Source organism: Rhodothermales bacterium (genome assembly GCA_034439735.1).
Taxonomy (GTDB): Bacteria; Bacteroidota; Rhodothermia; order Rhodothermales; family JAHQVL01; genus JAWKNW01.
The window spans coordinates 1-23,844 of sequence record JAWXAX010000067.1; the positions used below are offsets into that span (position 1 = coordinate 1).

The 23,844-nt window shown below is 63.5% G+C and carries 19 protein-coding genes; 15 read left to right on the forward strand and 4 right to left on the reverse strand.

Features of this window, described 5'->3' with window-relative positions; translation table 11 throughout:
• From SH809_04680 to SH809_04690, 3 genes are all read left to right on the forward strand, one after another.
• Positions 1 to 1,289 (forward strand): penicillin-binding transpeptidase domain-containing protein (locus SH809_04680; protein MDZ4698983.1); only part of this gene is annotated, 1,289 nt, incomplete at its 5' end.
• A gap of 36 nt (positions 1,290 to 1,325) precedes the next feature.
• Positions 1,326 to 2,570, forward strand: a complete 1,245-nt coding sequence (locus tag SH809_04685; GenBank protein MDZ4698984.1) for an exonuclease SbcCD subunit D — start codon at positions 1,326 to 1,328, stop codon at positions 2,568 to 2,570.
• Positions 2,571 to 2,641: 71 nt separating this feature from the next.
• Positions 2,642 to 3,160: a hypothetical protein gene (locus tag SH809_04690; protein MDZ4698985.1), complete on the forward strand. Its 519-nt coding sequence runs from the start codon at positions 2,642 to 2,644 to the stop codon at positions 3,158 to 3,160.
• A gap of 7 nt (positions 3,161 to 3,167) precedes the next feature.
• Here SH809_04690 and ispE read toward each other — a convergent pair whose 3' ends face one another.
• Positions 3,168 to 4,052 (reverse strand): 4-(cytidine 5'-diphospho)-2-C-methyl-D-erythritol kinase, encoded by an 885-nt coding sequence (gene ispE, locus SH809_04695; GenBank protein ID MDZ4698986.1) that lies wholly within the window; start codon positions 4,050 to 4,052, stop codon positions 3,168 to 3,170.
• 206 nt (positions 4,053 to 4,258) lie between these two features.
• Between ispE and SH809_04700 the strand changes: the two genes are divergently transcribed.
• The 12 genes from SH809_04700 to SH809_04755 all read left to right on the forward strand — a co-directional run bounded on the left by SH809_04700 (position 4,259) and on the right by SH809_04755 (position 20,678).
• Positions 4,259 to 6,013 carry an SLBB domain-containing protein gene (locus tag SH809_04700; GenBank protein MDZ4698987.1) on the forward strand — a complete coding sequence of 585 codons (1,755 nt, stop codon included), beginning with the start codon at positions 4,259 to 4,261 and terminating at the stop codon, positions 6,011 to 6,013.
• A 21-nt stretch (positions 6,014 to 6,034) separates the two neighbouring features.
• Entirely contained in the window at positions 6,035 to 7,267 is a 1,233-nt protein-coding gene (locus SH809_04705; protein ID MDZ4698988.1) for a Wzz/FepE/Etk N-terminal domain-containing protein, read from the forward strand.
• 73 nt (positions 7,268 to 7,340) lie between these two features.
• Positions 7,341 to 8,708: an O-antigen ligase family protein gene (locus SH809_04710; protein ID MDZ4698989.1), complete on the forward strand. Its 1,368-nt coding sequence runs from the start codon at positions 7,341 to 7,343 to the stop codon at positions 8,706 to 8,708.
• Positions 8,705 to 9,622, forward strand: a complete 918-nt coding sequence (locus SH809_04715) for a class I SAM-dependent methyltransferase (GenBank protein ID MDZ4698990.1) — start codon at positions 8,705 to 8,707, stop codon at positions 9,620 to 9,622. The genes SH809_04710 and SH809_04715 overlap by 4 nt, the downstream gene beginning before the upstream one ends.
• The gene (locus tag SH809_04720; GenBank protein MDZ4698991.1) at positions 9,619 to 11,130 is read left to right on the forward strand and encodes an oligosaccharide flippase family protein; all 1,512 of its coding nucleotides are present in this window, start codon (positions 9,619 to 9,621) and stop codon (positions 11,128 to 11,130) included. Before SH809_04715 ends, SH809_04720 begins: the two co-directional genes overlap by 4 nt.
• Before the next feature lie 14 nt (positions 11,131 to 11,144).
• On the forward strand, positions 11,145 to 12,350 hold the full coding sequence (locus SH809_04725; GenBank protein MDZ4698992.1) for a glycosyltransferase: 1,206 nt from the start codon (positions 11,145 to 11,147) through the stop codon (positions 12,348 to 12,350).
• Positions 12,351 to 12,421: 71 nt separating this feature from the next.
• Complete coding sequence (locus SH809_04730; protein ID MDZ4698993.1) at positions 12,422 to 13,576, forward strand: glycosyltransferase family 4 protein; 1,155 nt, start codon at positions 12,422 to 12,424, stop codon at positions 13,574 to 13,576.
• Positions 13,573 to 14,835: a glycosyltransferase gene (locus tag SH809_04735; protein MDZ4698994.1), complete on the forward strand. Its 1,263-nt coding sequence runs from the start codon at positions 13,573 to 13,575 to the stop codon at positions 14,833 to 14,835. The genes SH809_04730 and SH809_04735 overlap by 4 nt, the downstream gene beginning before the upstream one ends.
• Entirely contained in the window at positions 14,835 to 16,052 is a 1,218-nt protein-coding gene (locus SH809_04740; protein MDZ4698995.1) for a glycosyltransferase family 4 protein, read from the forward strand. The genes SH809_04735 and SH809_04740 overlap by 1 nt, the downstream gene beginning before the upstream one ends.
• Complete coding sequence (locus tag SH809_04745; protein MDZ4698996.1) at positions 16,049 to 17,185, forward strand: glycosyltransferase family 4 protein; 1,137 nt, start codon at positions 16,049 to 16,051, stop codon at positions 17,183 to 17,185. Before SH809_04740 ends, SH809_04745 begins: the two co-directional genes overlap by 4 nt.
• Positions 17,186 to 17,200: 15 nt before the next feature.
• The gene (locus tag SH809_04750; protein MDZ4698997.1) at positions 17,201 to 18,664 is read left to right on the forward strand and encodes a capsule assembly Wzi family protein; all 1,464 of its coding nucleotides are present in this window, start codon (positions 17,201 to 17,203) and stop codon (positions 18,662 to 18,664) included.
• A 100-nt stretch (positions 18,665 to 18,764) separates the two neighbouring features.
• Positions 18,765 to 20,678: a DUF5686 family protein gene (locus tag SH809_04755; protein MDZ4698998.1), complete on the forward strand. Its 1,914-nt coding sequence runs from the start codon at positions 18,765 to 18,767 to the stop codon at positions 20,676 to 20,678.
• Positions 20,679 to 20,873: 195 nt separating this feature from the next.
• Here SH809_04755 and dut read toward each other — a convergent pair whose 3' ends face one another.
• Genes dut through SH809_04770 form a run of 3 tightly spaced genes read right to left on the reverse strand, consistent with a single transcriptional unit; the run spans position 20,874 to position 23,719 of the window.
• Positions 20,874 to 21,332 (reverse strand): dUTP diphosphatase, encoded by a 459-nt coding sequence (gene dut / locus SH809_04760; GenBank protein MDZ4698999.1) that lies wholly within the window; start codon positions 21,330 to 21,332, stop codon positions 20,874 to 20,876.
• Positions 21,333 to 21,360: 28 nt separating this feature from the next.
• On the reverse strand, positions 21,361 to 22,158 hold the full coding sequence (locus SH809_04765; protein MDZ4699000.1) for a methyltransferase domain-containing protein: 798 nt from the start codon (positions 22,156 to 22,158) through the stop codon (positions 21,361 to 21,363).
• A 34-nt stretch (positions 22,159 to 22,192) separates the two neighbouring features.
• Positions 22,193 to 23,719 (reverse strand): sodium:solute symporter family protein, encoded by a 1,527-nt coding sequence (locus SH809_04770; GenBank protein ID MDZ4699001.1) that lies wholly within the window; start codon positions 23,717 to 23,719, stop codon positions 22,193 to 22,195.
• Positions 23,720 to 23,844 lie beyond the last annotated feature (125 nt).

The window sequence follows — 23,844 nt, forward strand, 5'->3', positions numbered from 1 at the left end:
ATTCGCGCCTCCAGGAGCTCGCCGAAGCCTCCGTCGAGGAACAGATGGTGGGGTTGCAGGCCGTAGTGGATTTTGAGTGGAGCCGCCGGCGCGCCGGCGCGGGACCGTTCAGCATGTCGACCGATGACTACCTGAAGCAGAAAGACTTCGTCCCGTTCAGCAACTTCTGGCGCGCCTTTCCGGATACGCTCCAGAGTTTCGTGCGGGAGTCGGAGTCCTACCGCGACCTCGTCCGCCAGGGCCTCTCCGAAACCGCCGCATTCGACTCGCTCTTCGGGAACGAGGAGTACATGGCGGCCCTCAAGCAGGACAAGTCGCGCCTCGAGGCCGGCATGGTCTCGATCGACCCCCGCAACGGCTACGTCAAAGCCTGGGTGGGCGGCCGCAACCTCGCGGACGACTGGTACGACCACGTGGCCAAGGCCCGCCGGCAGCCGGGTTCGACCTTTAAACCCTTCGTCTACATCGCCGCCATCGACAACGGCTACTCGCCGCAGCATACGTTTAAAGACACGCTGTTCTACTGGTCGGATGGCTTCGGCAACGAATGGAGCCCGACCAACTCGGACGGCGGCTACTCCAACCGATGGATGACGCTCCGCGAGGGGCTCAAGTACTCGCTGAATACGATCACGGGGCAACTCGTCCTCCAGGTGGGCGCCCCGACCGTGGCCGATTACGCCCGCTGGATGGGTATCAAGAGCCCGCTCAACGAAGTGCCCTCCCTGGCCCTGGGCACCAGCAACGTCACCCTCCTCGAGTTGACGACCGCCTACAGCACCCTGGCGAACGGCGGCCTCTACTACGAACCCACCGTCGTCACGCGCATCGAAGACCAGCTCGGCAACGTCCTGTACGAGGCGCGCCCGCAGCCCAACGAGGCGTTGAGCGACCAGACGGCCTACAAGGTGATCGATATGATGCGCGAGGTCGTCCAAACCGGCGGCACGGGCGCGCGTATCCGGTTCCAGTACCAGTTGTACGACTACGACTTCGCCGGCAAAACAGGCACCACGCAGAATAGCGCCGATGGCTGGTTCATGCTCATGCACCCCGAGCTGGTCACCGGCGCCTGGGTCGGCTGGAACGACCAGCGGGTCACCTTTCGGACCAACTGGTGGGGCCAGGGCGCCCATAATGCGCTGTTCCTGGTGGGCAGCTACACCAAACGAGTCGCGGAAGACGGCCGCCTGAGCAAGGAAAAATTCCCGCTGCCGCTCGATTACGGCAGTGGCTCGTCAGGTGATTCCCAACCCCCCCAGCGTGATGATCGACGCGTCATCTGGTGACCCCATCAGCCTGTCAGACAGTGAATCGCGCTTACCGTGAAGCTACTCCATACGGCGGATATTCACTTTGGAAGCAATAGCTTTGGGCGCATCGACCCGGAATCGGGTTTGAACACGCGGCTATTGGATTTCAAACGCTCGTTCGACTTCATGGTCCAGCGCGCCATCGAGGAGAACATCGACCTGTTTCTTTTTTGCGGAGACGCCTACCGAACGGCCGACCCAACGCCCACCCAGCAACGGACGTTCGCCGAGTGCCTCCGCCCCCTGTCCGAGCACGGCATCCCGATCGTCATGATCGTCGGCAATCACGATCACCCGGTGTCGTTCGGGAAGGCTTCCGCGCTGGACATATACCCGTATCTTCAGGGCGACATCCAGGTGTTCCGCCGCGCCGGCTGGTCGACGATCCAGACCAAAGCCGGCCCGCTGCAACTGATCGCCCTACCCTGGCCCATTCGGAGCATGCTGCTCGCCCGCGAGGCGTTCCGCAAAAAATCCCCCACCGAGATTCGCGCCTACATCGAGCAGGTGTATGTCGAGCTGCTCGAAGCGTGCCTCCAGGAGGTCGACCCGGCCCTCCCGACGGTGCTCGCGGCGCACCTGACGGTGCAGGGCGCGGAGATGGCCGGCTCGGAGCAAACGAGCCTGATCGCCCACGAGCCCAAATTCACGGTCAGCCAGCTCGCGCGCCCGCCGATCGACTATGTCGCCCTGGGCCATATCCATCGTTTTCAGGACCGCAACGAAGGCCATACGCCGCCCGTCGTCTACTGCGGCAGCATCGAGTGTATCTCGTTTAAAGAGTGGGACCAGCCAAAAGGCTTCGTACTCGTCGACATCGATTCCGGCCCAAACGGAAAATCGACCCGGTATGCCTACGCCGAGACGCCCTACCGACGCTTCGTCGCCGTGAGCGTCGATGCGCGCGACGAGTTAGATCCAACACGTGTCATCCTCGACGCGATCGAGGCCCAGGCTATCGACGATGCCGTCGTGCGCATCCGGTACCGGGTAGGCGAGGCTAACGCATCTCTGGTGGATATGGACCGGCTGCGCGGCGCCCTGAGCCCGGCCTACGCCATCGCCGCCATCGAGCGTATCGTGGATCCGATCGAGCGCGAACGGCGAACGGTCGTGACACGCGAATCCTCGATTGAGGACGCTATGAGACAGTATATTGCTCAACACACACACCTGTCGGAAATCCAGGACGACCTCCTCGAACGCGGCCTCGCGCTGGAGAACGGCCTGGCGCTTAACCGCCAGAATCACGACTGACCACGCGACGCTGCCGGCGCCCCGTCGCGTCGCACCCAACCAAGCCGGAAGCATCAACCCTCATTTCGACCATGAATCCCGAGGAGATTTTTGTCACTCCCCCCCGAAAAGAAGGTATCGCGGTTGAGGCCGAGACCTTCCCCGTCTGGCCGTTCGTCGAAGCCGCGCTCAGTCTCATTGAAGCTGACGAAGTCACGCGCGATGCCGCGCGGGCCGCGCTCGTCTGCAGCGACGGCTGCGTGGTGCTCGCCAACTACCTGAACAGCGAGGCGAAGCGCGTCCCTAAAATGGACTACCGATTCAAGGTCCCCCTCCTCGTCTATGCCGCAGACATGGGGCGAAAAGACGGGCGGGCCGACTCGTTCTACGACCCGGACGAGGGCGCCCTCTACTTCGAGACCGACGAAAGCCAGTTCTCCTTCCACGTCTTTAAAGACTGGACGGTGGCCTGGGACGAGGTGGCGGACGAGGTGGTGAAGGGGTATGGATGGAGCGGGGTGGAGAACCAGACCTGGGCGCTGGACATCCTGCTGACGTACCTGCAGCTGGACCTTGGCTCCTACAACCCGCCCGCCGACGAGGTGGAATAGCCGGCGCTTACCCGCCCATCGGGTGGCGACCTCCGGGGTCTTCGTTCACGCTGCCACACCAGCCGTGGAAACCGGCCTGTGTCCAACGCGTCGCCGAGATCCGCGCTGCCTCAGCCGATTCGAACACTCCGAAAACAGCCGAGCCCGATCCCGACATGGCGGCGTAGCCGGCGCCATCTTCGCGTAGCCCATCCCGCACGCTTTGCAGGACCGGGTATCGTTCGAAGACAGGCGCCTCGAAATCGTTCACCAGATCGCAACGCCACCGGTCGAGGTCGTTGCTCGCCACGAGGGTGCGGAGGTCCGGCCGAGCCGTCTCATTCGGGACGATCCAGCGGTAGGCGTCGGCCGTGCTTACGGCCACGTCGGGCTTGACGACCACAAACGTGAAAGGGGATCGATACGGCGCGCCGGCCGCATCCACAAGCGGCGCGAGGCGTTCGCCGCGGCCGGTCCCGTAGGCCGCGGTCGGCCCGAGGAAAAACGGTACGTCGGAGCCCAGCCGGGTGGCCAGTGCGTGCAGGGAAGACGCCTCGAGGCCGAGATTCCACAGGGCATCAAGCAGGACCAGCGTCGCCGCGGCGTCACTCGAGCCGCCGCCCAGGCCGGCGCCGTAGGGCACGGTCTTTTCAAGATGGATGGCGGCGCTCGGGAGGAGGCCGGCATGGTCGGCGAGCAGGCGGGCGGCTCGGACGCACAGATTGGATTCGTCGATGGGCAGCGCGGGGTCCGAACACGAAAAGCGCAGCGAATCATCCGGCGACACCTGCAAGACATCCGCCCAGCCGATCCTCAGGAACACCGTTTCGAGGTCGTGGTAGCCGTCGCCGCGCCGGCGAAGCACGTGCAGGCCGAGGTTGATCTTGGCGGGAGCGGAACGGGAGAGCGTCACGGGATCAGGATCAGGAATCTTTGCGCAGTAGAGACCGTTATCGTACCTTCCGCGTTTCAGGTTCCATTTCGCGACGAAGATCCTTCGTAGCCATCCTTACCGTCCCGCTTATACACAGAAGCTACGACTCGGCCGGCCCCACCGCCACAACGGCATGACGCGCCCGCCCTGTATCCCCCTGGATGTAGAACCCGATTCGCATACTGATGTCGAAGCAGAAGGTCTTATTGCCGTTCCTGGCGTTTTTGATGGGAGCCCTCGTTACGATCGGCGAAGCGCGGGCCCAGGGAGTACGCGGAGGCGCCATCACTAACCGGTTGCAGGTACTGGATCGGATCGGCGCGGCGGGCCCTCCCACACGCGCCACACAGTTGCGGGAGCAACTGGGCGGCGGCGGCCTGGCTATGCTGGCGCTCGAAGGAGCCATCGACGAGGCCACGTATATACTGGGGCCCGGCGATCAACTCTCGCTCATCATCGGGGGCGCCGTGCCCATTCAGGTGGCTGTGCCGATCTCGGCGGACGGCTATCTGATTCTGGCCGAGGCCGGCGCCATCCGGGCGGCCGACCGTTCGCTGGTCGATGTACGCGACGAGGCCCTCCGCACCCTGAATACCTATTACCGGAATGTGCCGGTGATGCTCAACTTGCTGGCGCCACGCAGCTTTTACATCCACATCTCCGGCGCCATTCCAGAGCCCGGTCGTTACCTGATGTTACCGCTGGGACGGCTGGACGACGCCGTGCAACTCGCCTATGCCGCCCGGGCCTCGGCGCAGCCGGACCCCGGTGAGAACGGGGCGCTGAAAATCGCCGGCTCGGCGGCCTCGGAGCGGCCCGCGCTCCAATCCACCTTTCGGCCTTCGCTGCGAAATATCGAGATCGTCCATCGCGATGGCGAGATCGAGTCGATCGACCTCCTGCGTTATTATGTCGAGGGCGACATGGCCCACAACCCGCATCTGCGGGATGGCGACATGATCCGCCTGCCGGCGTACGACCGCACCCGCGAAACCATCCGCGTGACGGGCGACATCGCCTCCGACGCCTTCATCGAGTTCCGCGACGGTGACACCGTGATGGACATCCTGCGGCTGGCGGCTGGCGATCTGGAAGGCAATACGCTGGGCGAGGTGCGCCTGACGCGCCGGGCGCCGGACGGCAGCGCCGACACCCGTGTCGTGGATGTGGGCGCGCAGCTTGCCGGCACGCAGGAGGCAATTCTGGTTGAAGCCGGGGATCATGTCAATGTCGTCCCTCGCGAGATCGAACAGGCGGCCATCTACGGCTTTGTCCAGTACCCCGGTACCTACCCGATCCAGAGCGCCAGTACGACGGTGCGCGAGCTGCTGGCGACGGCCGGCGGCCTCAAGCCCGAGGCCAGCGTCCGCGCGGCGTATATCGAGCGCCGGCAGTCGCAAACCTTCAAGGGCGACGGGCAGGCGAGCGACCTCGACTTTTTCGGACGCGCCTACTTCCAGCAGTCGCTCCGCGAAAACCGGCTGTCGATCAGCCTCGAAGACGCCCTCGCACCGGACGCACCGGAGGTGGTGCTGTACACCGGCGACGTGATCGTTTTCCCGAGGGATGAACAGACCGTCTACCTGACGGGTAACGTCGTTCAGCCCGGGTATCTGCCCTTTGTCGAGGGCCAGACGGCGGATTACTACATCGCGCGCGCCGGCGGGCAGGCGCCGCTGTCGACGGGCGTATACGTGTTCGAGGCCGGCACCGGCGAAGTGCATACCACCGGCAGCGTGATCGTGCGCCCGGGCGACACCATTTTTGTGAACCGCGTGCCGACCAGCGACAACCCCGAGGTGCAGGCGCTCATCCTGAGCGACCAGGCGTCGCGCCGGCAGGCCGGCATCGCGCGGACGCAGACCGTGATCACCGGTATCACCGCGCTGGTGAGCGTCATTAACACCTATCTGCTGATCCGCGACCGGCTGAATAACTGAGCGGAGCAAGACAACGCACGGATGGAGACGAAACTCAAAAATACCGTTTTCGAGGACCCCTCGACTCAACCTGGCGAGGAGCGTGCGGTATCGGATGTCGTGTGGCATCTTCTGGGCACGCTGATTCGTTGGCGGCGCACGATCCTCCTGGTCACGATCGGCGTGGCGGTAGCCTCCGTGGCGATAAGCCTCACCCTGCCGAAGTGGTATCTGAGCACCACCCGGTTGTTGGCGCCCGAGTCCGCCAGCGCGAGTCCAATCTCGTCGGCCATGCTGCGCAACCTCTCGTCTGCCGCCGCCACGTTTCTGGGGGGCGGCGAAGGGGGCGATTTCGAGCGCTACATCACGATTATGAGCAGCCGGTCGGTGATGGAAAAAGTGGTCACGGAGTTCGACCTGATCGAGGTGTACGAGACACGCGAGAGTGTCGGCCCGGTTGAAGACGCCCTGGAGTTCCTCGCCGGCAACGTAGTCTTTGGGATCGATGCCGAATTCGGATTCCTATCGGTGAGCGTACTCGACCAGGACCCGCAACGGGCGGCTGACATGGCCAATTTCATCGTGGCCGAGTTGAATCAGATGAATATGATGCTTTCGGCGCAAGATGCGTCGAACTTCCGCCGGTTTGTCGAACGCCGGTACCATGAGACCATCGCCGCGCTGGATTCCTTGAAACACGCGACCCAGGCGTTCCAGGAGCGGTACGGCGTGTACAACATCGAGACCCAGGCCTCGGCGTTTATGGAGCAGATGGCGTCGATTCGGAGCGAGGAGATGCTGTACGACATCCAGTACCAGGCCCTCCTGAGCCAGTATGGCCCGGACAACCCCCAGGTGCAGGTTACGCGCAATTCACTGGAGGCCGCGCGGCGCAAGTGGAGGGAGGCGATGGCCGGCAGCGAGGCCATCCTTCCGATCCCTCAGAGTGAAGTGCCGGACGTCATGCGTCAGTACCTCGAGTTGGAGCAAGAAGGGTATATCCAGAAGAGCATACTCGAAGTGGTAGCGCCGATGTATGACCAGGCGCGTTTCCAGGAAGAGCGTGAGTTTGCCTCGGTGCAGGTGGTGGACCCCGCGGTGCCGGCCGTCCGCAAAGCCAAACCTAAGCGGGCGTCGATTGTGCTAGGCGCCACGTTTTCGGCGTTTCTGATTGTCGCCCTCTTTGCGCTGGTGTACGAATGGTGGCAGACCGCCGCCCCGTCGATTGCGCACAACCTGCGCCGAGCGACCGAACGCAGCTCCGAACGCTCCTAAACTCCTTCCGGCGTTGGCACACGTACCGGCCATCTTCCTTGAACCGCAGGCGTTTCGAACCCGTGGCAATCGTATGTTGATTGCGGGATTCGTAGGTGCGTTACTGCTGCTGCTCGCCGTCGTACGGGTCGCGCCGGAGATGGTCAAGTACACCCCGGCTCTGGTGTTTGGCGCCGTAGCCTTTCTGGCCGCCTGGGTTCAACCATCCGTTCGATTTGCCGTGCTGATAGCCGGCTTCGTCGCCCTGACCGACTATGTGCCGGGTATCCAGCTCGCCGAAGTGGCGTACGGGCTTTTCTTCCTCGCCTATCTGGCGCACTGGGGCTACGCGAAGGTGTTGATCGAGCACCGGAAGATCCTCGAGACGCCGGCGGATTTCGGAGTGCTCACCCTGCTGGTTGTGGTCATCTGCTACGTACCCATATCCCTCCTTTTTGGTGCGAATACCGCGGCGCTCGTGGGCGAGCTTTCGGCTTTTGTGTTGTTTGCGATCTATTTCCCGGCCAAAGACGCCATGGTTCGTTTGCGGTATGGGCCGGCCATCGTACTGGGGTGTGTCCTGTTCATCGGTGTGTTTGTTTCTATCCGGAATATCCTTGAGTACAAGACCTTGCTGCTGCATGCGACGCAGGCATGGCAGGTAGCCAAAGGACGTGTCGTCACAAACGACAACATTCTGATGGTCGTCTGCCTCTACAGTCTCACACTGTTTTCCTTCGCGCGGCACGGCATCGCCCGGCTGGGATTACTCGGGTTGTTTCTGATGTTTTTTGCCGCGTTGATCCTTACGCAGAGCCGTGGATACTGGCTCGGTTTTATGCTTGGCGGCCTCATTTTACTGGTCTGGTTGCCGCCGGCGCAGCGGCGCAGACTCATGTTGCTGGCGTTCGGGGCACTGCTTGCCGGCGGCTCGCTGGCGTTCCTGTTTTTCAGCAATGAAGTGGCTGTTGTTATCGCCGGCTTGCTCGATCGGCTCTTTTCCCTCCTGACGGCTACCTCGACCGATATCTCCCTCGTGAATCGCTTTCGGGAAACGGCCGCCGTGTGGGAAATGATCAAAGTAAATCCCGTCCTCGGGTATGGCATGGGCGTCGCCTATCCGTTCTTCGATATCGCACACATGGCCACCGAGACGGACTCGTTTGTCCACAACGGCTATGTAAGCATGTGGTACCGATACGGTCTGCCGGGACTGGGGCTGGTGTTGTGGATCTGGTTTTCTTCCATCCGAAGCGGCATTCGTGCGTTCCGCTTCCGCCATGCGGCGATGACCACCCGGCTGTGCGGACTCGCGAGTGCCGTGACGTTGAGCGCTTTTCTACTCACCACCAACACCTCGAACCCGTTCTACTTAAACGACACGCTGTTCATCTTCGGGTTCTTGCTTGCCGTCTCGCAAGGCGCGCTTTTACGGATTCGTTCTAACGCAGAGGCCCTATGAGCGTGATGTGCCCCTCGTGCGGAAACGCGGCTGTCACCCTCCGCGGACCCATCAGTCCGAGTTATCTTTTCGCCGGCCAGGAGCTGCCCAAATTACTACCTGGAGGCGGGTTGTACGACTGCGGGGTGTGTGCGTTGGCGTTCCGTTTCCCGACACCCCCAAAGGAAAGGTTGGACGCGTTATACCGCACCTGCTCGATCGCCCAGTGGCAATACGACCCCTCGGGACGGTTTGACTGGGTGCTCACGCACCGGCATCTGGAATCCCGGCTGGGAAGTGGGTCGGTTCTGGATATTGGATGTTTCGACGGTGCGTTCCACGAATACCTGGGGTCGACATGGAAGGGCTACGGGATCGAGATCAATCTGGACGCCCGGGCTCGGGCGGTCGAACGCGGCATCACCCTCCTGGGCGACAACGTGACCGATCTGGAGCACGTCACCGGTGAGTTCGACGCAGTTGTTGCGTTCGATGTGTTGGAGCATGTGGTTGATCCGCGCGCCCTCCTCGGGCAGATGGCCGCCCGTACGCGCCCAGGTGGTACCGTGGCCATCGCCTCCGGCAATACGGATGCGCCTTCCTGGAAACTCATGGGCAGCCGGTACTGGTATTGCACGATCCCCGAGCACATGGCTTTTTTGAGCGAGACCTGGTGTCGCCGCGCCGGCATTCACTTCGGACTCGAACTGGTGACGATGGAGCGGTATTGCCACGAGCGCGTACGGGCGCCCCGGCATGTCGTGCACGAACTGGCGTCGAATCTGCTCTATCGTTTCTTCCCCGGTGTATTCGCGTTCCTGCGCTCGGCCGGCGTTGGCGATAAGGATGCCTCGGCCCATGAAGCGCTCAAACATTACCCGCCGACCTGGACGACCGCCCGCGACCACGTGGTAGCGGTCTATAAAAAACCATGATCGAAAAACGCCGGGTGAACCTCAATGCGGCCGCCTCTGCGCTGCAAGTGCTCATCGGGGGCGTCACGCTCTTTCTACTGTATCGTTATTTGCTCCAGGAACTCGGTGAGGCCAGCGTCGGCGTGTGGTCCCTGGTGTTAGCCACGACGTCCGCCGCCAGCATTGCCAACCTGGGTCTGGCGTCGAGCACTATCAAGTTCGTCTCACAACACCTCGCGCGACAGAACCGGCCGTACGCCGTCTCGATCGTCGAAACGGCTACAGTGACGGTAGCCGGCGTGCTCGCCGTGACCCTACTGGCGGCCTACCCCCTGTTAGTGCGTGTGTTACCGCTCCTCATCGACGACCCGAGTTATCTGGCGGCCGGCATCGATCTGGTGCCGTATGCGTTAATCTCGTTCTGGGTGACGTCGGTAACCGGCGTCCTGCAATCCAGCATCGATGGGTGTCAGCGGGTCGACCTGCGCAGTTACTCGGTGGCCGCCGGCAGCGTGATCTACCTGGCCATGGCGTATGCCCTGGTGCCGGGGAGCGGACTCATCGGCCTGGCATACGCCCAGCTTATACACGCGGCCTGGCTGTGGATCTCGGCCTATGGAATCCTGAGGAGGCTGCTGCCGGAGCTGGCCTGGGTCCGGTGGACCTGGCGAAAGGAGCCTTTCCGTGAGATGCTTTCCTATACGCTAAAATTCCAGGTGATCTCACTTTCCCAGCTGTTGCTCGAGCCCGTGACCAAATCCTTCGTATCGCGATTCGGTGGACTGGAAACGCTCGCCTATGTGGAACTGGCCCATCGCATGGTCTTTCAGTTTCGATCACTCGTCGCCACCGCGCATCGGGCGATCGTCCCGACGATCGCCCATCTGACGGAGACCGCGCCGGCCTATCTGCGCAAACTGTACGTCGCGTCGTTCCGGCTCCTGACGTATATCATCGTCGGCGTGATGCCCCTGCTGATTTCCCTGTCGCCATGGATATCGCGGCTCTGGATCCAGGAGGTAGAGCCCGTATTCGTCATCAGCGCCGGCGTATTGTACGTCGGGTGGTTTTTAAATCTGATGGCCAACCCGGCCTATTTCGCCAATCTGGGCAGCGGGGCCCTGTACTGGAATGTCGTTGCGCACCTTGGCATGGGGGCGTTTAATGTGCTGGCCGGGTATGTTTTGGGATCGATGTACGGCTGGTTGGCCGTCGTAATCGTACTGGCCGTATCGATCATCGGAGGTAGCGCGGTTATTGCGATTGCGTACCAGCGTGAGCAGGGCATCCGTCCGGGCGAGTTGATCGACGGACCGACCCTCTTGCTGATTCTTGCGGCCGCGGCCGGCAGTGCCGCGGCGCTGGGTGTCGACCGCTGGGCTTCGCCCCATGTGGGTTATCTGGGGCAAGGGATCGCGGTCGGAGGGGTGTATGTAGCCATCGTCGCACTGCCCCTGCTTCGACATCCTGTGCTGAAGGACATTCAGCGGTGGTTCCGCCGGAGCGGCCAACCGCCCGCGACGGCATGACCGAGACGAGCCCAATGACGCGTCCCCACCTCATGGTATTCGACGTAGCAACCGGCGGGCATCACGGCATGTTCGTCCAGCACCTGGTGGAAGCCTGGCTGGCGCGAGAACAGGAGCGCCAGCTGGTACTCGTCGTCGCACCCCACTTTCTGGACGTCCACCGCGAGCTGGCCGGAGTGATCGCTCGTGCGCCGGCGCATCTTGTCCGTGTAGAAGCCATCGATGGCCCCATCCCTTCCCCTGGCGTCTCGCCGGCTGATCTGATCAGATACGACCTGTCCCAGGGCGCGATTTTCCGTCGCTTCGTGGACCGCGTACAGCCGAAGTGGTGCCTGTTGATGCAGTTCGATTTCCTGCAGCTACATCTCATCCTGGGCAAGTCCCCGCTTCACCGTCCACGCATAGCCGGCATCTATTTCCGCCCCTCTTTTCACTACGCCGCGCTGACGGGTATGCGGCCTTCGTGGCGGGAGCGGCTGAACGATGCGCGGAAACGCCTGACCCTGAAACGGGCGCTCCACAATCCGTTGTTCGACACGCTCTTCTCCCTGGACCCGTTTGTCGTCCCGGAAATCGATTCCTGGCAAACGGGTACGACGGTGCTGGCTCTACCCGATGGCTATACGCCTCCGGTCCAGGCTCCCGTAGCTGTTTCCCATAGCATCGATTCTGGCCGGCAGATCGTCCTGACCTACGGCTCACTTGCCGAGCGAAAGGGGATATTCTCCGTGCTTGAAGCCCTGCCCCATGTACCCGACACCCTGCAGCGCCGCCTCGCCGTCGTATTCGCCGGCCGGGTCCACGAACCGGACAGCGCGGCATTTCGTGGAGCGATCGCACGGGCCGAACGCACCTCGCACGTACAAATCGTCGTCGATGACCGCTTCTTGCCAGAACCTGAACTGGCGGCCTGGATCGATGCGGCGGCGCTGCTCCTGGTGGCGTATCGTCACCATATCGGCTCCAGTAATGTGCTGATCCGGGCGGCGGCGGCCGGCAAACCCGTGGTTGGATCCGATTATGGCCTTGTAGGCGAGCAGATTCGCCGGCACCGGCTTGGGCTGGCCGTAAACGCCAACGACCCGGCCTCCCTCGCCGCCGCGCTGACCGACATGCTGGAGACGCCAGGTCGTCATTTCGACCCCGCCGAAGCCTCGCGCTTCTCGGAGGCCAATACCGCCACCGCGTTTGCAGAAACCATCCTGAATCGATTAACGTAGCCCCACGCGCAATTATACTCCTGGCCCATGACCGCTTATCCCTTTTATTCGCCGCTTACGGACACTTACTGATGGCTGCTCCGCCCATCTTCTACTTCGCCCGCATGCTCCCGGCCTACCGGCATGCCGTCATGGAGCGCCTGAACGAACGCCTCGACGGCCGGCTCGTGGTGGTCTACGGGCAGCCGCCGGCCGGCAATCCTGTCCTTAGCAAGGAGGTCGAAGGATCGTTCCGGCGCGTGGTGCGGCGTAACCTCTGGTTTCGGGACACCACTCTCCACGCGCAATACTTCAAGGATGTCTTTTCGACCTTCGGCGATCCCGCGGTGGTCATCGCCGAAGAATCCCCCCGATCCATCACCCTGCCGTGGCTGCTGCGGTATGCCCGCCACCGCGGCGCGGCGCGGGTCCTCTGGGGGATGTTTTTTTCGATGAAACGATCCCTCGAAAAACCGAATCTCTTCGACCGCTACCGCCTCACCATGGCCCGAAACGTCGAAGCCTGCATCTGCTACAGCCGGCTCACGCGAGACCACCTCGCGCAGGCCGTCCCCGAAGAGCGGCTCTTCCTGGCGCAAAACACTCTCGACACCGACACGCTCTTCGCGCTCCGACGCACGCTCGAAGCCGAAGGGCGAGACGCCGTCCGACGCCGGCTTGGACTCGACGCAGACCGCCCCGTCTATGTCTACATGGCCCAGCTGATCGCCGACAAGGGCCCCCGCGCCCTGCTCGACATCTTTGCCCGGCTGCGCCGTGACGGGCCGGCGACGCTGTTCGTGATCGGCGGCGGCCCGCAGGAAGCGCCGATGAAACGACAGGCCGAGCGTCTGGGCCTGAAAGACATCTATTTTCTGGGCGCGATGCCCCATTTCGAGGCATCCGCCCCCTATCTTTTTGCGGCGGACGCGTTGTTGATGCCGGGCTATGTCGGCCTCGTCATCAACCACGCCTTCGCGATGGGGCTCCCGATCGTCGCCCCCGAGCCGCCCGAGGATCGGCTCTTCCATGCCCCCGAGATCGAGTCGCTCGTGCACGGTCAAAACGGGATGATGCCCCCCTGGAACGACGTGGACGCCTTTGTCGGCGCGACACGGCATGTCATCGCCCATCGAGCCGATTTTTCGCGGCATGCGATCGACTATGCCGAACGCCACCTTACCCTGGACCAGATGGTCGATGGGATGGTGGACGCGATTCGTTACGCCGAGGCGCATCGCCCATGAACCGAATACAACGACCCATCCATCGCCTCTGTGTGCAGTGGACCCGGCTTGGGCCCTACCATCTCGCACGCCTGGCCGCCTCGCACGCGGCGGGTGAAGCCAGCGGGCGCCGCGTGATCGCGCTCGAAACGGCCGGCGGAGATACCACCTATGCGTGGCAACAAGAACGCGGCGAGACGCCTTACCCTCGCGAAGTGATTTTTCCCGACCGGAACTATGAAGAGCTGGATTCCGCCTCCATCCACCGGGGGGTGACCGTCGCGCTCGATCGTATCGACCCCGACGCCGTCGCCATCACGAGCTACAGCACGCCCGACGCGCGCGCCTGCCTGCTCTGGTGCCGGCGCCACGGCCGGCCGGCCATCCTCATGACCGAAACCAAGGAGGACGACGCCGACCGCATCTCCTGGCGAGAGGTCGTCAAACAATCGCTCGTCGGGCTCTACGACGCCGCGCTCGTGGGTGGCGCGCCGCAGCGCGCGTACCTCGAGAAGCTCGGCATGCCGGCCAAGGCCATTTTCCTCGGCTTCGACGCCGTCGACAACCGCTTTTTCGCCGACGGGGCCGATGCGGCGCGCGCCTCGCCGGAGTCCTGCCGGCACCTGGCCGGCCTCGCGGACCCTTCCCCGTTTTTCCTGGCATCCAACCGCTTTATCCCGCGAAAAAATTTAGGCCGGCTCATCGAGGCCTATGGCCAGTATCGCCGGCAGGAGGCAGCGCCCTGGCGGCTCCTCCTGCTGGGCGATGGACAAGAACGGCCGGCGCTGGAAGCGCTTGTTCGTGCGCTGGGCATCGAAGGCGTCGAATTCTGTGGATTCCAGCAGATAAACGCCTTGCCGGCGTATTACGGGCGTGCCGGCGCCTTCATCCACCCCGCGCTCGTGGAGCAATGGGGCCTTGTCGTCAACGAGGCGATGGCGGCCGGCCTGCCCGTGCTGGTTTCCGAGCGCGCCGGCTGCGCGCCGGACCTGGTCCGCCAGGGGGTCAACGGATTTACGTTCGACCCCCTGAATACCGCCGAACTGGCCCGCCTCCTGGGCGTTATCTCCAGGTCCGCGCACGATCGTGCCGGCTGGGGGGCGGCGTCCCGCGTCATTGTCGCAGAGTGGTCACCCGGGCGGTTCGCGTCCGGGCTCTGGGCGGCCGCCGATGCGGCGGCGCTTCGACGCACGGCGGGAGCGCCCCTCAGCCTTGCGCTCCTCTGGACCATTCAGCGCCTCGGCCGGCGCGTTCACTCGTTCCACTCCCTGCGCGACTGATGCGCCTCCTCGTCCACGACTACGGCGGCTACGCCTTCCCCTACCAGCTCAGCCTGGAGCTCGCCCGACGAGGCCACTTCGTGTGCCACGCCTACTGCGCCGACCTCGTCACCACCCCTCCGGGGGTGCCCGAAGAGGCCGACGAGCCCATCAACCTGTCCGTCGAACCGATCTCCCTCGGCGCGCCCCTCCAGAAATACGACTTCTTCACGCGCTGGCGGCAGGAGCGGGCCTATGGCCGGCTCATCGCCCGACAAGCGCTCGAATTCGGGCCGGACGTGGTGCTCTCCGCCAATACCCCCCTCGATGCCCAGCGCCGCCTCCTGACCGTCTGCGCCCGCGAGGGCGTCCCGTTTGTGTTCTGGCTCCAGGATCTCCTGGGCGTCGCGGCGCACCGTATCCTGCGCGAACGCATCCCCGTGATCGGCGCACTCATCGGAAGCCATTACCTGCGGATGGAGCGCCGGCTGCTGCGCCAGAGCCAGGCCGTCGTCGCCATCACGCCGGCGTTCCAGACGCTCCTGGGCGACTGGGGCATCCCCCGGAAAACGACGCATGTCATCGGAAACTGGGCGCCGCTGGACCGGCTGCCGGTCGGTGAAAAAACGAACGCATGGAGCGAAGAAGCCGGCCTGGAATCGACGTTCAACTTCCTCTACGCCGGCACGCTGGGGATGAAGCACAACCCGGAACGCCTGCTGGAACTCGCCCGCGCGTTCGCCGATCAACCGGAGGTCCGCATCCTCGTTGCCTCCCAGGCGCAGGGCGCCGGCTGGATCCAGGGTCGAGCCGCCGCCGAAGGCCTCGGCAACGTGGTGGTTCTCCCCTACCAGTCGGTTGATGCCCTCCCGGCCATGCTCGCCGCGGCGGATGTACTCGTGGCGCTGCTCGAACCAGACGCCGGCCTGTTTTCGGTGCCGTCGAAGGTCCTGGCCTATCTTTGCGCGGAACGCGCGTTGCTGCTTGCCGTACCCGGCGACAACGCCGCCGCCCGGATCGTGCGAGAGTCCGACGCCGGCCTCGTCGTGGAGCCGTCGGACGCCGCCGGCTTCGTCGATGCCGCGAAGCGCCTCTATGCCGACTCAGCCCTGCGCGTGGAGATGGGCCGGCGCGCCCGCGCCCACGCCGAGAAGGCCTTCTCGATCGATGCTATCGCCACCCGGTTTGAGGAGATCCTCGAGCAATCGAACGCCGCCCCAGCGGCCGGCGCCCCATGACCCGCATCGCTGTCGCCGGATACTTCCCGCCCCCGATCACGGGGCAAACGATGGCCACCGAACGCCTCGCCGCGTTGCTCGAAGACGTGTTTCGGGTGGATCGGATCGCCCTCAACGAGGGGCACGACGAGCAGGTTGAAACGAGGCCAGGGATACGTCTGGGTAAGATCCGCGGCTACCTCCACGCCGGCCGCCAGCTGCGGGCCGCGTTTCGAGCTACTCCTCCGGATGTCCTGCTGTGGCCGGCCGTGTCGCCCAAACTGCTTGGCCATATACGCGACCTCATGGCGGTGATGCCGGCCTTGCCGCTGGCGGCACGCCGATACGGAGTGGTCCACTGGGGCAATTTCGCCACGCTCTTCGAATCCCCCCTCACCCGGTTCACGGCCCGCCGGCTTGTCCGGGCGCTCGACGGCTTCGTCTTTCTGAATCCGTCCCTCGCGGAACGCTGCGCCGCATGGATCCCCGCGCACAAACGATTCGCGATTCCGAACACGATCGACGACACACTCTGTTTCAGCGACGCGGAGATCGCCGGCAAGCAAGAAGACCGCCGGCGCCACGAACGGCCCCTGCGCCTCTTGTTTCTGAGCAACATGATTCCATCGAAGGGGTACGACGACGTGGTCGAAGCCACGGCGCTCCTTCATGCACGCGAAATCCCAGTGGAACTGCGGCTTGCAGGGCGCTGGATCGACGGCGCGGATCGGCGCGCGTTCGAGACGCGCACCGCCGGCGAACTGGCGTCGTGTGTTACGCACCTGGGGCCACTGACCGACCGAAACGCCATACGCGCGCTCCATCAATGGGCGGATGTGTTCGTATTCCCCACCTATTATCCTACCGAGGCCCAGCCGCTGGCGTTGCTCGAAGCCATGAGTGCCGGCACCCCCATCGTCACGACGGCGCACGCCGGCATCCCCGACATGCTGGCGGCCGGCCGCGAGGCGCTTTTTGTCCCGCCCCGCGACCCCGAGGCCATCGCCGGCGCGGTCATGGACGTTCAAGATGCCGAACCATGGCAGCGCCACTCGGAGGCTGTTCGCCGGCGGTTCCTGGCGGATTTCAGCCCGGAGGCCGTCCGCCGACAGTGGACGGCGCTGGTGGCCGGCGCCGCGCCCGACTCCCATTAACACCCCGCAGCCACCATGGCGCAGTTGCTCCAACGCCCCCCCTCCACGCTGACCGCCGCGATCCGCCTCGGCTGGCTGGCGGGCGTGCTCTTGTGGGTCGCGCTTCCTGCCCGTGCGCAGTCGTGGACCTACGAGGCCGGCATCAGCGCCACGGCCGCCACCGAACGGACGCTTCCTTTCTGGCTCGCTACTAATCGGTATGGGACTGTGGATCCCACAAGCGCCAATGCCCTGGCGAGCGGCCGTGTGGGGTACGCCCGCCGTCTGTCCGACCGGGTCGACTACACCGTGGGCGCCCGGGTGCTGGCCCGCGCATCGGACAACGCCGCTTTTTATCTGCATGAGCTCTTCGGGCATGTGCGCTACGCGGACCTCTTGCTGAGCGCCGGCTTGTTCGAAGACCAGTACGGCATGGTCGATACCCGGCTGTCCCTCGGCTCCATGATCTGGAGCCGCAACACCACCCCCATGCCCAAGATCGTCGTGCAGACGAAGGGGTTCATTACCGTCCCCCGAACGCGCGAATTCCTGGCCGTACGCGCGCGGTTTGGGCACGGCTGGTTTCCCCGGAGCGCCTTTGTCGACCGCGCCCTGCTGCACGAGAAGTACCTGTATCTTCGCCTGTTTTCGGAAGAGTCGCCCGTGCGGTTGTTTGGGGGCGTAATCCACAACGTCGTCTGGGGCGGCGTGCACCCCGTCGAGGGAGACCTCGCAACCGGGGCGATCGATTTCGTGCGCGTGGTGATGGCCCGCGCCGGCGACGACCTCCAGTTCGAGGCGGATAATTCGCTGGGCAACACGGTCGCGGCCTACGACACCCGGGCGGAGATCGATCTCGATCGCGTCGATATCGCCGTCTATCGTCAGTTTTATATCGAAACCGGCTCCTCGCTCCTGTTCAGGAACGCGATCGACGGCCTCTGGGGGCTCCGCCTGGATTTTAAGCAGCCCATCGGTCCGTTCGATGCGGTGCTGTGGGAACACGCCAACACAAAAAAGCAGAGCCAGCGAGCCGGCACGACCGACACCCGGGGCCGGGATACCTATTACAATAACGCCCTTTACCGGGATGGCTGGACGTACCGGGGCCGGACGATCGGCCTGCCCCTGTTGCGTACCGATGGTGTCCGCCCGGGCGTCATCAACAACATCCTGGTCGCCCACCACGTCGGGGTGTCCGGCCATCTGAGCCCCTCGTTTCCCGTTCTTCTGATGGCCACGTACAGCCGAAACTACGGCGCCGGCAACATCTGCGCGGATGCCGCGTGCCTGAATGGAACATCCGAGATCACCGACCGGCGTGACCAGCTCGCGCTGCTCGTTCAGCTGAGCGCCCGGCCGCTGCGCGAGAAAAACCTGTACGTGGATGCCGCCGTGGCGGCCGATGTCGGCCCCTTTGCACCCGAGAGTTTCGGCCTTTCGATGGGCGTGCGCTGGACGGGCGTGTTGAACCACAGCCGGCCGGCCTCGCGATTGTAACCTTCGTTTTTACTGGCGCGTACCTCCTGCACATACCGGCCAACCGGAAACCGTTCATGGTGGGCGAGATCGTATCGAGCCCTTACACGCGTTCAACCCTATGACGCCTTTTTACCGCATTCCCACCCTCTGCCTCCTCGCCCTCATCCTGTATGTGTCTCCCGTGCGGGCGCAGGAGGTTGATACTACCGCCACCGATTACGCCGCGGAGCGGCACCTCATCCAGTCCACCCTGGGCACCCTGGTCAAGGTCATCAAAACCGCGACCTTCCGCGATGAGGACACCGGCGTCGGCGACCGGCTCCAGAACCTTGCCCGGCAATTGAGCACCATTTCGGCCTCGATCCCCGCCGGCGAAGCAACGGCCGGCCTGGCGCCGGATGACCATCAGGCCGTCCTGTCGCCAGCCTCGACGACCGCACAACCCCTCGCGTTGGACGATCTCCAGACCCTCGAAAGCGCCCTGAACGACCTCTACGCCCAGGTCCGTGAGCTGCGCGCCACGCTGGAGGCCGACGAAGACTATGCCCTTGCCGAGCAAATGGCCGTCATCGAAGACGGGCTCGATCGGGCTGTCGTACAGACGCGCCGGATCGTGCGCCGGCAGACGCAGGCCACGCTGGCGGCCAACGAAGTGATCGACACCCCTGCGGCTGAACAGGAAGCAACCGATGAGCAGGGAGAAGAAGCCCCGCCGGCACGCGCCGGATGGCTCCGCCCGGGTATCTATGAGGAGGGTGAACGCACCGCAACGATCGACGATGAGGACGATGACGTAGACGTCCACATGGCCATCAACGACGTCCGCCGCGAGGTGGACGAGGCCCACACCACGGCGGCCCATGTCGCCCGCACCGGTAGCCGCACCACCTACCGCTACCGCAACGAACCGTTTGACCGCTACGACGAGGCCGAGGCGTTTGTCGGCGAATTCTACAACCGTTGGCCATACCGCGAAACCGGCCTCTATCGACCCATCCCCCCCATTCGCTACAATCGCGTGGAAGGCCTCGTCCTGGGCGGACGTATGTTGCCGTTGGAATGGGGAGATTTCGAGCAAGCCAGGATTTACGGCCAGGGCGGCTACGCGTTTGAGCTGAAGGATCTGCGGTATGAAGTGGGCGCCGAATTCGCCCCCTTCTACCGGGGCAACGAGGACTTCGCGTTTAAAATCGGCGGGTCGTATCGGCAGAACACGGGCACGAACGACCTCTGGAAGATCAGCTGGGTGGAGAATACGCTCGCGGCCATGTTGTTTGAGTACGACTACATGGATTATTACGAAGTGGAGGGCTACACCCTCTACGCCATGCAGCGCCTGACGCCGTTTGCGCAGCTCAGCGCCGGCTATCGCGCGGAGGACTACAACAGCCTGTCGAACAACACCTCGTGGTCGCTGTTTGGCTCGCGCGACTTCCGATTCAACCCATCTATCGACGCCGGCCGCATGGAATCCTACGTCTTCGCCCTCGAAGGCGGGCTGCTGGCGCATCTGTCCACCTACCCGCGTGGCATAGCCTATCGGATGGAAGTCGAAACCGGAAAATTTGAAGGGGAGACATTCAATCGCTATATGGCCGACACGCGGTTCTACATCCCCACGGGCTACCAGAGCACCCTGGCGCTCCGCCTCCGCGGCGGCATGGCGTCCGACGACGCCCCGTTCCAGAAGCTCTTCTCGCTCGGCGGCGTGGGCTCGGTGCGCGGGTACCCGCAAAATGGTTATGTAGGCTCCCGGATGCTCCTGGCGAATGCGGAATTCACCATCGCGCGCATCGCTCCGCTGAGCGACATTTTCGACGACGTGCAGGTGTTCGGCTTCGGCGATGCAGGCTGGATGAACACCGTCGCCGGCACCAACACCGTCGATCTCGAAAACCTCTTCACCTCCGCCGGCTTCGGGATGAGTTTCGCCGACCGCACCATCCGCCTCGAACTGGCCTGGCCGCTCACCAACCTGCCCGGCGTGGACCGCGAACCGATGCTGTGGCTCCGGCTGACGCCGTCGTTCTGAAAATGGTTTATGGTTCGAGGTCCTTTCCCTTTAACCTTAAGAAACTGTTAAGATTTGCGTATTGCATAAGGAGCAAGTCATCCCCGCGCAGGCGGGGACCCAGAAAAATGCCAGTCTGAGGGCTGGGTCCCCGCCTTCGCGGGGATGACAATGCCTTTGATTGTGGAAATCCCAACAGTCTCTAAACTACGAACCTTAAACCCCCGTAGAGCCGAACCCGCCGGCGCCGCGCTCGGTGTTCTCGAGCGAATCGGTCGGGTCCCAGAAGACGCGTGCGTGGCGGGTGATGATCATCTGCGCGATCCGTTCGCCGCGGTTGATGACGAAGTCGGCCGCGCCGTGGTTGATCAGGATGACCTTGCACTCGCCGCGGTAGTCGCTGTCGATCGTGCCCGGGCTATTCAACACCGTGACGCCGTGTTTCGCGGCAAGACCGCTACGGGGGCGAACCTGGGCCTCGTACCCCGGGGGAAGGGCGATCTGGAGACCGGTTGGGATCAGTGCATAGGCACCAGCTTTCAGCGTAAACGGGGCATCCGCCGGTACGGCCGCGCGGAGGTCCATGCCGGCGCTCTGAGGCGTGGCATATTCGGGCAGATCGAGGCCTTCGGCGTGGGGGAGTTGCTGGATGGCTACGCGGAGGGTGTCGGGCATGTCGGGCAGGTTGGAAGGCAAGGTTGATTTAGCGTGGAGCAGTAAAACGCGACCGCAGGTACTCCTCGTCGATCGTCACCCCATCCGCTTCGAGTTTGAGCCAGGGCCAGAGCCCGCGCGGCAGCGCCGGCCTGAGGGCTACCATCGCGAAGGAGTTACACTGGCGCGGGGCAACTTTCGTGGCCGCCCAGAGGAACGGCCGGGCCAGATGCAGGACGATGTACTTGAGGCGGTTCTTTTTCATCGCCGCCTGGCTAAACGGCAGGTTGAAGCCATAAAAATAGGCGAAGGTATGCCGGCCCTCGGGCGCGTAGGACGCGATCGTCTTTTCAAATTCCCGCTCCGTCCAGCGGTAGATGTAGTTCGGGATCGCCGTGTTGTTCACCCCGCCGTAGCGAAAATCGTTGCCTACCACGGCCTCGAGTTCGTAATCCGGCGTAAGCCCCAGTTGGGCCGCAAGGCGCATGAGCAGGCTATCGCGCGACTCGACGACCACGATGCCTCGCTGGCCCACCCGGTACATTTCCAGCAACGCGCGATGGGGGGCGTCGCAGTGGTGCAGGCCGTCGGCGACAAACACGATGTCGAACGCGCCATCCGCATAGGACAGCGACTGCACGTCCTGATACTCCCAGCGATACGGGGCAAAGGCGTCCGGCGTCATGCGCTCGTCGAGGTTCGATAACGTGACATTCCGGAAACCCAGTTCGGAAAACACGTCGCGCTCCGCCTCGCCGGCGCATACGGCCAGGATCGCGTAGTCTTTCGAGAGCACACCCCGCGCCAGCAGCCGATTTACCACATCGCGCACAAAATCTCTTCGCATACACTCATTGGGCTGGCCTCCGTCCGACGGTAGGTTACGGCTTCTGGAGGCTGGCCGAATCGTTGAAGAAGGGCGCCCAGGTTTCGGGAGACGGTTTAGGGGTCAGGAGGCTTACGCCGAAAAGCATCAGGACGGACGACGCGACGGCCGGGTAGGTCACCTCCTGGAGGAATGGGCTCCAATTGGCGTAATACGGCTGGTTGGATAAATAAAACGTCCACACCATCGTCACCGCGCTCCCGGCGACAATGCTTGCCACGGCACCCTGCCAGGTGGCCCGTTTCCAGAGGAAGGCGGCCAACAAGGAGGGCGTGATGGCGGCGCCGTAAATCAGGTAGGCCGTATACGCAGCATCAAGGATCGTTGGGAACTGCTCGACGAGCAGGAAGGCAACAAACCCGAGCAACAGCACCCAGCCTCGGCCCATAAGCACGACCGCCTTTTCGCTCATGTTCGGGCTGATGAAGCGCTGGACGACATCGCGCGTGAGGTTGGTCGCCGGCACAAGCAGAAACGAATCCGCCGTCGAGACGATCACCGCCATCATTGTCGCTACCAGAATCATCCCCAGAAACATGGGAAAGACCTGGCGCGCCGCGGCCGGGATGATATTCTCCGTCGCCGCTCGCCCCGTGGCGTAGAGATCCGTGATGAGCCCCTGGTCCACCGCCAGGCTGCCCGTAAGCCCAAAAAATTGGATGGACGTCTCAAGAAACACGACGCCGATCACCCAGAAGAAGACTGCCTTCTGCGCCTGCCCACCGTCCTGCGCGCTGAAGATGCGCTGATACATGTTGGCGTCGCCGAGCAGCAGCAACATGGTGGGGATCAGAAACGAGATCGCGATGATCGGGCCGGAGTTGACATTAGTGCGTTCCTCGGACCAGTTGCCAAACAGCGACCACTTGCCGGCTTCCTTCGCCGCGCCGATCACCTCGTCCACCCCGCCGACAGCGACGATCAGAAACATCATCCCCAGGAAAATACCCACCAGCATCAGCACCCCGTTGACGACATCGGTATAAACGACCGACAACATGCCCGCGAGCACGGTGTACAGAATGGCGAACACCGCCGTGATGATGATGCCGGTTTCGACGGTCACCAGCCCGTCGGTCATAATCTGAAGCACGCGGCCGCCGCCCTTGAACTGGTAGGAGACGATGGTGATATAGGCCACGACGGTGATGAGCGTCGCCAGCACCCGCGAGACCTTGCCGTAGCGCGCCTCGAAGATGTCCGGCACCGTGACCTGGCCGAAGTTGCGTATACGTTTCGCGATGAAGTACACCAGGACGATGCCGGCCCAGGCGCCGGCGCTATGCCACAACCCCGCGAGGCCGTTGCGATATCCCAGGCCGGCGCCGCCAAACAACGAGCCATTGCCCATCCATGTCGCCAGGAGCGTGCCCACCAGGATGTACCAGGGCAACGAGCGGCCGGCGACCATGAAGTCCGCACTGGTTTTCACCACCCGGCTTTTGTAGTAGCCGACGAGGATAAGCGCCACGAGATAGACCAGCGTGGCAAGGATATAGGGATTGCTTAATAATGCCAGCATGTATACTCCAGCTGATGCGATGAGAAGGCCGTCGATTCCCCCCGTTCGTCCCATGACGCCACGCCGCGGTTCGTGCAACAGCCCTTCCGGGTTGGCGCGCAATCTACAATCCAAAATCGATTTTT

Excerpts from the sequence above, each read along its gene's own strand:
- SH809_04690 (MDZ4698985.1), top strand. The coding sequence starts at position 2,642 with ATGAATCCCGAGGAGATTTTTGTCACTCCCCCCCGAAAAGAAGGTATC.
- SH809_04700 (MDZ4698987.1), top strand. The coding sequence starts at position 4,259 with ATGTCGAAGCAGAAGGTCTTATTGCCGTTCCTGGCGTTTTTGATGGGA.
- SH809_04705 (MDZ4698988.1), top strand. The coding sequence starts at position 6,035 with ATGGAGACGAAACTCAAAAATACCGTTTTCGAGGACCCCTCGACTCAA.
- SH809_04710 (MDZ4698989.1), top strand. The coding sequence starts at position 7,341 with ATGTTGATTGCGGGATTCGTAGGTGCGTTACTGCTGCTGCTCGCCGTC.
- SH809_04715 (MDZ4698990.1), top strand. The coding sequence starts at position 8,705 with ATGAGCGTGATGTGCCCCTCGTGCGGAAACGCGGCTGTCACCCTCCGC.
- SH809_04720 (MDZ4698991.1), top strand. The coding sequence starts at position 9,619 with ATGATCGAAAAACGCCGGGTGAACCTCAATGCGGCCGCCTCTGCGCTG.
- SH809_04725 (MDZ4698992.1), top strand. The coding sequence starts at position 11,145 with ATGACGCGTCCCCACCTCATGGTATTCGACGTAGCAACCGGCGGGCAT.
- SH809_04730 (MDZ4698993.1), top strand. The coding sequence starts at position 12,422 with ATGGCTGCTCCGCCCATCTTCTACTTCGCCCGCATGCTCCCGGCCTAC.
- SH809_04735 (MDZ4698994.1), top strand. The coding sequence starts at position 13,573 with ATGAACCGAATACAACGACCCATCCATCGCCTCTGTGTGCAGTGGACC.
- SH809_04740 (MDZ4698995.1), top strand. The coding sequence starts at position 14,835 with ATGCGCCTCCTCGTCCACGACTACGGCGGCTACGCCTTCCCCTACCAG.
- SH809_04745 (MDZ4698996.1), top strand. The coding sequence starts at position 16,049 with ATGACCCGCATCGCTGTCGCCGGATACTTCCCGCCCCCGATCACGGGG.
- SH809_04750 (MDZ4698997.1), top strand. The coding sequence starts at position 17,201 with ATGGCGCAGTTGCTCCAACGCCCCCCCTCCACGCTGACCGCCGCGATC.
- SH809_04755 (MDZ4698998.1), top strand. The coding sequence starts at position 18,765 with ATGACGCCTTTTTACCGCATTCCCACCCTCTGCCTCCTCGCCCTCATC.
- dut (MDZ4698999.1), bottom strand. The coding sequence starts at position 21,332 with ATGCCCGACACCCTCCGCGTAGCCATCCAGCAACTCCCCCACGCCGAA.
- SH809_04765 (MDZ4699000.1), bottom strand. The coding sequence starts at position 22,158 with ATGCGAAGAGATTTTGTGCGCGATGTGGTAAATCGGCTGCTGGCGCGG.
- SH809_04770 (MDZ4699001.1), bottom strand. The coding sequence starts at position 23,719 with ATGCTGGCATTATTAAGCAATCCCTATATCCTTGCCACGCTGGTCTAT.